5 protein-coding genes are annotated in these 9312 nt (G+C 68.0%); 4 read left to right on the top strand and 1 reads right to left on the bottom strand.

Annotation, left to right across the window (positions count from 1 at the left end; translation table 11 throughout):
• Positions 1-152: 152 nt before the first annotated feature.
• Positions 153-773, bottom strand: a complete 621-nt coding sequence (locus tag WA965_RS02295) for a TetR/AcrR family transcriptional regulator (RefSeq protein ID WP_526298917.1) — start codon at positions 771-773, stop codon at positions 153-155.
• 90 nt (positions 774-863) lie between these two features.
• On the opposite strand from WA965_RS02295, the gene WA965_RS02290 reads away from it, so the two are divergent.
• The 4 genes from WA965_RS02290 (at position 864) to eccCa (ending at position 9300) form a co-directional block, all read left to right on the top strand.
• Entirely contained in the window at positions 864-1763 is a 900-nt protein-coding gene (locus WA965_RS02290; RefSeq protein ID WP_526298919.1) for an oxygenase MpaB family protein, read from the top strand.
• Between the two features lie 192 nt (positions 1764-1955).
• Positions 1956-3818 carry a type VII secretion AAA-ATPase EccA gene (gene eccA, locus WA965_RS02285; RefSeq protein ID WP_526298929.1) on the top strand — a complete coding sequence of 621 codons (1863 nt, stop codon included), beginning with the start codon at positions 1956-1958 and terminating at the stop codon, positions 3816-3818.
• A complete protein-coding gene (gene eccB / locus WA965_RS02280) occupies positions 3815-5347 on the top strand; it encodes a type VII secretion protein EccB (RefSeq protein WP_526298921.1) in 1533 nt (510 codons plus the stop codon). Before eccA ends, eccB begins: the two co-directional genes overlap by 4 nt.
• Positions 5344-9300: a type VII secretion protein EccCa gene (gene eccCa / locus WA965_RS02275; protein WP_526446995.1), complete on the top strand. Its 3957-nt coding sequence runs from the start codon at positions 5344-5346 to the stop codon at positions 9298-9300. The genes eccB and eccCa overlap by 4 nt, the downstream gene beginning before the upstream one ends.
• The last annotated feature ends 12 nt before the right edge of the window (positions 9301-9312 follow it).

Below are 9312 nucleotides of genomic sequence, written 5' to 3'. Positions count from 1 at the left end.
AAGGCACGATGGGCAATGAGGTGGAAGCCCGCACTCAATGCGTTCGCGATCACCTTCAACGGCCGGATCACTCCGACTGGCAACTAACCAATGCCAGGATCAGATCCACCGTTTATCGGACAGTCCCCGGCGGGGGTCAGTCGCGTGGTCGGTCAGTCGCGGTAGAGCGCGGGATCGCCGAGTTGGTCGATCAGCGCGGCGAGGTGGTTGACCAGTTGGCCGGGGGTGAGTCCGATGTCGCCGGTCAACCACGCGCTCAACGTCTGGGCGACGCCGCCGACCACAAAGTGCGACGCGGCCTTGATGCGGTCGTTGTGCGCGAGTTGCAACGCGACACCGGCGTGCTGTCCCGAGAGCAGGGCGAACAGGGCGCCTGATTCCGCCCGCTTGCGCACCACCACAGGGTTGGCGAGATGTGCACTGAACAGCAGTCGGCCGACCCGGACATCGTCGGAGATGGTGCGCACGATGTTGGCCATGCACGCCCGGCTTTGCTCCGCTGCCGGGGCGGCGGCGACCGCGGCCTGGCTGGTGGCGGCGATGTCGGCGACCACCCAGTCGAACACCGCGCCGACAAAAACGTCCTTGTCGGCGAAGCTCTCGTAGAAGTAGCGCGCGGCGAGGCCGGATTGGGAACAGATGGCCCGGACCGTGAGATCGGCGGGCAGTGTCCGCCCACCCAGCAGGTCCAGGCCGGCTTCGAGCAGTCGGCGCCTGCGCTCGGCGATCCGTTGCAGAGCGTCCACGCCACGGTAGGGACGGACCTGGGCCATGAATCCATATTGACACTCGTCCGGGGGCGGGGGCAATATCAGGAAACAGGCGTTCGCACTTTTGGAGCGCCCCTGCGCAGAGGAGTGACCATGACGCTGGACGAGTCGGTCGGCGCGCCCGTGCCGTTTGTCGAACGCGCTGTGAACGACGCCGCGGGCCCGCAGAAGGGGAACCGCGCCGAGACCGACGACGGGATGCTCGGCCTCGGTCTGCTCGCCGGGCCCGCCAACGTGATCATGCAGCTCGCACGTCCCGGGGTCGGATACGGCGTGATGGAGAGCCCGGTCGAAAGCGGCCGGGTGGACCGGCACCCCATCAAGCGTGCGCGCACCACCTTCACCTACCTGGCGGTGTCCACCAACGGCACCGACGAGCAGAAGGCCGCGTTCCGCCGAGCCGTCAACGGCGCCCACGCCCAGGTGGTCTCCACCGAATCGAGCCCGGTGAAGTACAGCGCCTTCGACAGGGACCTGCAGCTGTGGGTGGGTGCGTGCCTCTACAAGGGCACCGTCGACGTGCACCGGTTGTTCGTCGGGGAGATGGACGACCGCACCGCCGACCAGGTCTACCTGCGCGGCCGCGCGCTGGCGACGATGCTCCAGGTGCCCGAGGACATGTGGCCGCCGGATCGGGCCGCGTTCGACCGGTACTGGCAGAAATCGCTCGACGAGGTGCACATCGACGACGCGATCCGCGACTATCTGTATCCGATTGCGGTGTCCCGGCTTCGGGGTGTGAGCCTGCCGGGGCCGGTGCGCCGCAGGACGGAGGGACTTGCGCTGCTGATCACGACGGGGTTCCTGCCACAGCGCTTCCGCGATGAGATGCGGCTGCCCTGGGACGCGACCCGGCAACGCAGGTTCGACCGCTTGATCGCCGTCCTGCGCACCGTCAACAAGGTGTCTCCGCGATTCGTCCGACAGTTTCCGTTCAATGTTCTGCTCAAGGACGTCGACTGGCGGATTCGCACCGGTCGCCCCCTCGTCTGACGTCTCAGCGGCCGAGTTCCGCGGTGACCCGGCTCACCCGCGAACAGGCACCCGTGCGTCTCGACAGTTTGGTTATGCAATGCTAACTTCAGCAAAAGTTAGCCTAGCCATACATAACCAGTCGCAAGGGAGATGGCGGGGGATCGGGCTCAGTCGATCGACGGGGAGTCCGCGTTCCGCGACACACAGTTCATGGAAATGGGAAGTCACACGCTCGCGGCCACCACCAACGGGGTCGCCCGGGTCGATCCCGACGTCGTCAGCCGGTTCGCCACCTGCTGTCGCGCGCTGGGGTTGTCCGTGCACGACCGGCAGCGCCCGGCCGATCTGACCGCGGCCAGATCCGGGTTCGCCGGGCTGACGCGGATCGCCAACGACCAGTGCGACGCGTGGACGGGGCTGGCCGCCGCCGGCGACGTCTCCCCCCAGGTGATCGAAGCCATCTGGCAAACATCGGCAACGGCGGGGTTGCTGCAGCGCCACCTCGAACTCGCGCCCGACGAACTCGGCTTCAGCTACGACACCGGCCTGTATCTGCAGTTCCGTGCCAGCACCCGCGACGACTTCGCGCTCGCCTACGCGGTGCACCTGTGCGACACCGCGACCGGATCCGCGTCGTGGGCAGCCGCGGATCGGCTGGTCGACGACGTCCTGGGACGCAGGCCCGGGTGGTTGCAGGCCCGGTGGGTGCGGGCGGCGATCTTCTACCGCGCCGCCCGCTGGTCGGACGTGGTCCGGCTGCTCACGCCGGTGGTCACCGACGAGACGCTCGACGAGACCTATGCCCACGCCGCGCGCGTCACCCTCGGCATCGCACTGGCGCGGTTGGGCATGTTCGCCCCCGCCCTGTCACACCTCGAGCGGCCTGAAGGTCCGATCGCGGTCGCCGCCGTCGACGGCGCGCTCGCCAAGGCGCTGTCGCTACGGGCTCAGGGGGAGGTCGAGGAGGCCAACGAGCTGCTGCAGGAGCTCTACGCCGCCAACCCGGAGAACGCCCACGTCGAAGACGCGCTCTCCGATACCTCGTTCGGCATCCCCACGACCACCGCCGCGCGCATCGAGGCGCGCGCCGACCCGTGGAACCCGGACAGCGAGCCCGGCGAGGCCGACTTCGTCGACCCGGGGGCCAAGGACCGCAAGGCGCACCTGCTGATCGAGGCCGAGGCCGAGCTGGCCGAGTTCATCGGCCTCGAAGAGGTCAAGTACCAGGTCGCCCGACTGAAAAGCTCTGTGGCGATGGCGATCCGGCGGCAGGAGCGCGGCCTGACCGTCGCCCAACGCACCAACCACCTGGTGTTCGCCGGACCGCCAGGCACCGGTAAGACCACGATCGCCCGCGTGGTCGCCAAGATCTATTGCGGGCTGGGCCTTCTGAAGAAGGAGACCGTTCGCGAGGTGCACCGCGCCGATCTGATCGGCCAGCACATCGGCGAGACCGAGGCCAAGACCAACGCGATCATCGACAGCGCGCTCGACGGCGTGCTGTTCCTCGACGAGGCGTACGCGCTGGTGTCCACCGGAGCCAAGAACGACTTCGGTCTGGTCGCCATCGACACCCTGCTGGCCCGGATGGAGAACGACCGCGACCGCCTGGTCGTGATCGTCGCCGGCTACCGCAAGGACCTCGATGCGTTCCTGGACGCCAACGAGGGTCTGCGGTCCCGATTCACCCGCAGCATCGACTTCCCGTCGTACTCACCGAAGGAGCTCGTCGAAATCGCCACGCGCATGGCCGAGAAGCGGGACTCCCGCTTCGAGGAGACCGCCCGCACCGACATGGAGAGGCTGTTCGCGCACCTGGCGCAGTCGTCGACTCCGGACGCCAACGGTGTGGAACGCCGCAGCCTGGACATCGCAGGTAACGGCCGATTCGTCCGAAACCTGGTCGAGCGCTCGGAGGAGGAGCGCGAGTACCGACTCGACCACTCCGACGCGGAGGACTTCACCGACGACGAGCTGATGACGATCACCGCCGCCGATGTCAACAATTCGGCCGCGCCGCAGTTGCGTGGCCTCGGGCTGTCGGTGCCACCGAACCAGCAGGAACAACGATGACGGCCCCGAACGGGGACCGGCGGTCGTTCAGCTCCCGCACCCCGAACAACGAGAACCCCGAAGCCGTCCGGTACCGCCGCGGCTTCGTCACCCGCCACCAGGTGACCGGATGGCGATTCATGATGCGCCGCATCGCCTCCGGGGTAGCGCTGCACGACACCCGGATGCTCGTCGACCCGCTGCGCACCCAGTCCCGTTCGGTGCTCGTCGGGGCCCTGGTCCTGGTGACCGGTCTGATCGGCTGCTTCCTGTTCTCGATGATCCGGCCGTCCGGGTCCGCGGGAACCGATTCCGTGCTGGCCGACCGTGACTCCGCTGCGCTGTACGTCCGACTGGGCGACCAACTGCATCCGGTGCTGAACCTGACATCCGCCCGACTCATCACCGGCAGGCCGGACAACCCGTCGATGGTGAAGAGCAGCGAGCTCGACCAGTTCGCCAGGGGAAACATGCTGGGCATCCCGGGTGCCCCGGAACGCATGGTGGCCAACACAACTCGTGACGCGTACTGGACGGTGTGTGACGCCGCTACGGGTGCGGCGGGCACGACGGGGCTGACCGTGATCGCGGGCGCGCCGGCAACCGACGGTGAGCGGGCGGTCACCCTGCCCGACGGACAGGCGGTGCTCGCCGAGATCGACGGCAGGACATGGCTTCTGTGGGACGGCAAGCGCAGCCCGATCGATCTCGCCGATCGCGCGGTCACCAACGGTCTCGGCATCGGCGGCGAGGTCGCCGTTCCCCAGCCGATCGCTCCCGGGTTGTTCAATGCGCTGCCGGAGGCCCCGCCGCTGACGTCGCCGGTGATCCCCGGCGCCGGTGCTCCGGCCGCGGTGGAACTTCCCGTCGCCGCGCCCGTCGGGGCTGTCGTCGTCGCCTATGAGGCCGACAACACGCTGCGCCACTACGTGGTGCTGCCCGACGGTCTGCAACCCATCTCCGTTGTGCTGGCATCGATTCTGCGCAACACCAACTCCTACGGGCTGGACCAACCGCCCCGTCTCGGTGCGGACGAGGTGGCACGGGTTCCGTCGGCCCAGGCCATCGACACCACCGCGTACCCCTCGGAGCCACTCACCCTGGTCGACACCGTCGCCGATCCGGTGACATGTGCGGCGTGGGCGAAACCCGAAGGTGCTCAGGAAGCTTCGATGACAGTGCTGTCGGGTTCGGCGCTGCCGGTCCCCGAGGCTCTGCGCACCGTGGACCTGGTGAGTTCGGGTGCGCCGGGTGGGCCCGCCGACCGGGTCGCGCTGCCCCCGGGCACCGGATACTTCGTCGAGAGTGGCGGCGCGCTGTTCTGGGTGAGTGACACCGGGGTGCGCTACGGGATCGACACCGGGGACCCGTCAGATTCGGCAGGCACGGACACCGTCGCCGCGCTGGGTCTGAGCGTCTCGCCGCTGCCCGTTCCCTGGTCGATGCTGTCGCAGTTCGCCGCAGGCCCCACGCTGTCACGCGCGGATGCGCTGCTGGCCCATGACTCGCTTGCGCCCAATCCGGCGCCGGCCCGGTTGGAGATCCCGTGAGCAGGCTGATATTCGAGCACCGCAAGCGGGTGCCGCCACCGGTGACCCGCAAGGGCACCATCACGATCGAACCGCCGCCCGAGCTACCGAGGGTGGTGCCGCCCTCGATCCTTCGTCGGGCGCTGCCCTATCTGATCGTCATCCTGATCGTCGGCATGATCGTCGCGCTCGTCGCGACCGGCATGCGACTGATCTCGCCGACGACGTTGTTCTTCCCGTTCGTGCTGCTGCTGGCGGCGACCGCGATGTATCGGGGATCCGACAACAAGATGCGCACCGAGGAGGTCGACGCCGAGCGCGCCGACTACCTCCGGTACCTGTCGGTGGTCCGGGACAACGTGCGCGCCCACGCCGACGAGCAGCGTGCCGCACTGCTGTGGTCGCATCCGGAACCCGCTGCGCTGGCGAGCATTCCGGGAACTCGCAGGCAGTGGGAGCGCGACCCGCGGGATTCCGACTTCCTGGTGTTGCGTGCGGGCCTGCACGACCAGGCTCTTGACGCCGCGCTGCGGGTCAAGGACACCGCCGACGAGATCGACCTCGAGCCCGTGTCACACACCACGCTGCGCGGACTGCTCGACACCCAACGCATCGTGCACGACGCCCCGGCCGGTATCGATCTGACGAGGATCTCCCGGATCACGGTGATCGGCGACGACAACGAGGTCGGCGGCGCGATTCGTGCGTGGATCGCGCAGGCGATGACGTGGCATGACCCGTCGGTTCTCGGAATCGGGTTCGCCGGAGCTGGTCTGGAGCGCGACGGCTGGTCGTGGCTCAAGTGGCTGCCGCACGTGGACGTACCGGGTCAGGTCGACGGTGTCGGTCCGGCCCGTTACCTCGCCACCGAGCCCACCGCCCTGCACAGGCTGCTGGCGCCGGCGCTGGCCGATCGTGAACCGTTCGCTGTCGGCGGTGCCGCCGGCGTGAAACATCTGCTCGTCGTCCTCGACGACCCCGAGGCCGACCCGGATGAGTTGGTCGGCCGTGGCCTCGCCGGTGTGACGGTGATCCACCGATCCTCCGAGGAGCCGCACCGCGAACAGTATTCGGATCCCGAACGGCCGATCCTGAAGATCGCCGACGGCGAGATCCGACGCTGGCAGAACGGTTCCTGGAGCACGTTCGTCGAGACCGCCGACAGCCTGGGACCCGGCGAGGCCCGGCATATCGCGCGGCGGCTGTCCCGGTGGGACTCCAACCCCAGCCACGGCAGATCGGCCACCACCGGCGGCGCGTCGTTCACCACGATGCTCGGCATCCCCGACGCCTCGGCGCTCGACGTCGCCGCGCTGTGGGCACCGCGCAACCGCGACGACGAGCTGCGAGTCCCCATCGGCGTGACCGCCACAGGCGAACCGCTGTACTTCGACCTGAAGGACGAGGCCGAGGGGGGCATGGGTCCGCACGGGCTGATGATCGGTATGACCGGGTCCGGGAAGTCGCAGACCCTGATGTCGATCCTGCTGGCGCTGTTGACGACTCATTCGGCGGACCGGCTGATCGTGATCTACGCCGACTTCAAGGGCGAGGCCGGCGCCGACATCTTCCGCAACTTCCCGCAGGTCGTCGCCGTCATCTCCAACATGGCCGAAAAGCGGTCACTGGCAGACCGTTTCGCCGACACTCTGCGCGGCGAGGTGGCACGCCGGGAGAAGCTGCTCAAAGAGTCCGGCCGCCGGGTTCAGGGCAGCGCGTTCAACTCGGTCACCGAGTACGAGGCCGCCATCGCCGAGGGCCATGACCTGCCTCCGATGCCGACCCTGTTCGTCGTCGCCGACGAGTTCACGCTGATGCTCGCCGACCATCCCGAGTACGCGGACCTGTTCGACTACGTGGCACGCAAGGGACGGTCGTTCCGGATCCACATCCTGTTCGCCTCCCAGACCCTCGACGTCGGGCGCATCAAGGACATCGACAAGAACACCTCGTACCGGATCGGACTGAAGGTGGCCAGCCCGAGCGTCTCGCGCCAGATCATTGGAGTGGAAGACGCGTACCACATCGAATCCGGGCGCGAGCACAAAGGTGTCGGCTTCCTGGTGCCCGCACCGGGGGCGCTTCCGATCAAGTTCCGCAGCACCTACGTCGACGGCATCTACGAGCCACCGCGGATCGACAGGTCGATCGTCGTGCATGCGATCCCGCAGCCGCAGCTGTTCGGCGCGGGTTGGGTGGATCCCGAACCCGACACCGTCATCGTCGACGACGGCGCCGACGTCGAGGTGTTGCCGCCGCGCAAGCTGATCGCGACGGTCGGTGAGCAGCTGGCTCACTACGGGCCGCACGCACCCCAGCTGTGGCTGCCGCCGCTGGATCAGCCGATCCCGTTGGAGGACGTCCTCGATCGCGCGGGACTCGTTGCCGGGCAGTGGCGCTGGCCTCTCGGCGAGATCGACCGTCCCTTCGACATGCGCCGCGATCCGCTGGTGTTCGACGCCACCTCGGCCGCCGCGAACATGGTCATCCACGGCGGACCGAAGTCGGGCAAGTCGACCGCGCTGCAGACCTTCGTGCTGTCGGCAGCAGCGCTGCACGCGCCCGGAGAGGTCAGCTTCTACTGTCTGGACTACGGCGGCGGGCAGTTGCGCACCCTCGAGGGGCTCGCCCACGTCGGCAGCGTGGCCTCACCGCTGGAATCCGAACGCATCCGCCGCACCTTCGGTGAGCTCGAGCAGTTGCTGCGGGCACGTCAGAAGCTCGGTGCCACGGCGCGCAACGGTGAGTACCGGGACGGCTTCGGTGAGGTGTTCCTGCTCATCGACAACCTCTATGCGTTCAGCCGGGACAACACCGACACCTTCAACACCCGGAACCCGTTGCTGGCCAAGGTGACCGAGCTGGTGAACGCCGGGCTTTCGTACGGGATCCACGTGGTGATCACCACCCCGAACTGGCTCGAGGTGCCGCTGGCGATGCGTGACGGCCTCGGGCTGCGGCTGGAGCTGCGGTTGCACGACTCGCACGACAGCAATGTCAGGGTGGCGGGTGCGCTTCGCCGGCCCGCCGACTCGGTGCCCGTCGACCAGCCCGGCCGCGGTCTCACGATGGCTGCCGAGCACTTCCTGTTCGCCCGTCCCACAACCGAATCCATCCCGGCGCTCAATGCCCGTTACTCCGGCCAGAGCGCACCACCGGTGCGGCTGCTCCCGACCAACCTGGCGCCGGACACCTTCCGGTCGCTCTATCCCGCACCCGAGCGGGTGGTCATCGGACAGCGCGAAGAGGACCTGGCATCGGTCAGCGTCGACTTCACCGAGAACCCGCTGCTGATGGTGTTCGGCGATTCGAAGACGGGCAAGACCACGCTGCTGCGTCATCTGATCCGCACGATCAGGATGAACTCGCGACCCGACCAGGTGGCGTTCACGGTGATCGACCGTCGGTTGCAGTTGGTCGACGAGCCGATCTTCCCCGACAACGAGTACACGCCGAACATCGACCGGATCACCCCGGCGATGCTGGGCCTGTCCGCGCTCATCGAGAAGCGCCGCCCGCCGGCCGGGCTGTCCTCGGAAGACCTGCGTCACTGGAGCTTCGAGGGACAGACCCACTATCTGATCATCGACGACGTCGATCAGATCCCGGATGGTCCGGCGGTCAGCGGACCCTATGCGGGACAGCGGCCGTGGAGTCCGTTGCTGGGGCTGCTGGCCGAGGCCGGGGATCTCGGTCTGCGCGTCATCGTCACCGCCAGGGCCAGTGGGTCGGCGCACGCGGTGATGACGGCTCCGTTGTTGCGCCGCCTCAACGACCTGCAGGCGACGTCCGTGATGTTGTCGGGCAGTCCGGCCGACGGAGGCAAGCTCCGCGGCATGCGTTTCAGCAGGCTGCCGGCGGGCCGGGCGATGCTGCTCGGCGACAGCGAAGAGGCGACCTACGTCCAACTGGTGAATCCGCTGGTACCCGAGGGAGTTTCACCTGCCAGTACAAACGGAAAGGAATACAGCTGATGACTCTGCGCG

This window comes from Mycobacterium sp. (assembly GCF_049683935.1).
GTDB lineage: Bacteria > Actinomycetota > Actinomycetes > Mycobacteriales > Mycobacteriaceae > Mycobacterium.
This window is presented reverse-complemented; position numbering and strand designations above follow the sequence as displayed.

What these genes read in the sequence shown, in the direction of transcription:
- eccA (WP_526298929.1), top strand. Translation starts at nt 1,956, where the DNA reads ATGGAAATGGGAAGTCACACGCTCGCGGCCACCACCAACGGGGTCGCC.
- WA965_RS02295 (WP_526298917.1), bottom strand. Translation starts at nt 773, where the DNA reads ATGGCCCAGGTCCGTCCCTACCGTGGCGTGGACGCTCTGCAACGGATC.
- eccB (WP_526298921.1), top strand. Translation starts at nt 3,815, where the DNA reads ATGACGGCCCCGAACGGGGACCGGCGGTCGTTCAGCTCCCGCACCCCG.
- WA965_RS02290 (WP_526298919.1), top strand. Translation starts at nt 864, where the DNA reads ATGACGCTGGACGAGTCGGTCGGCGCGCCCGTGCCGTTTGTCGAACGC.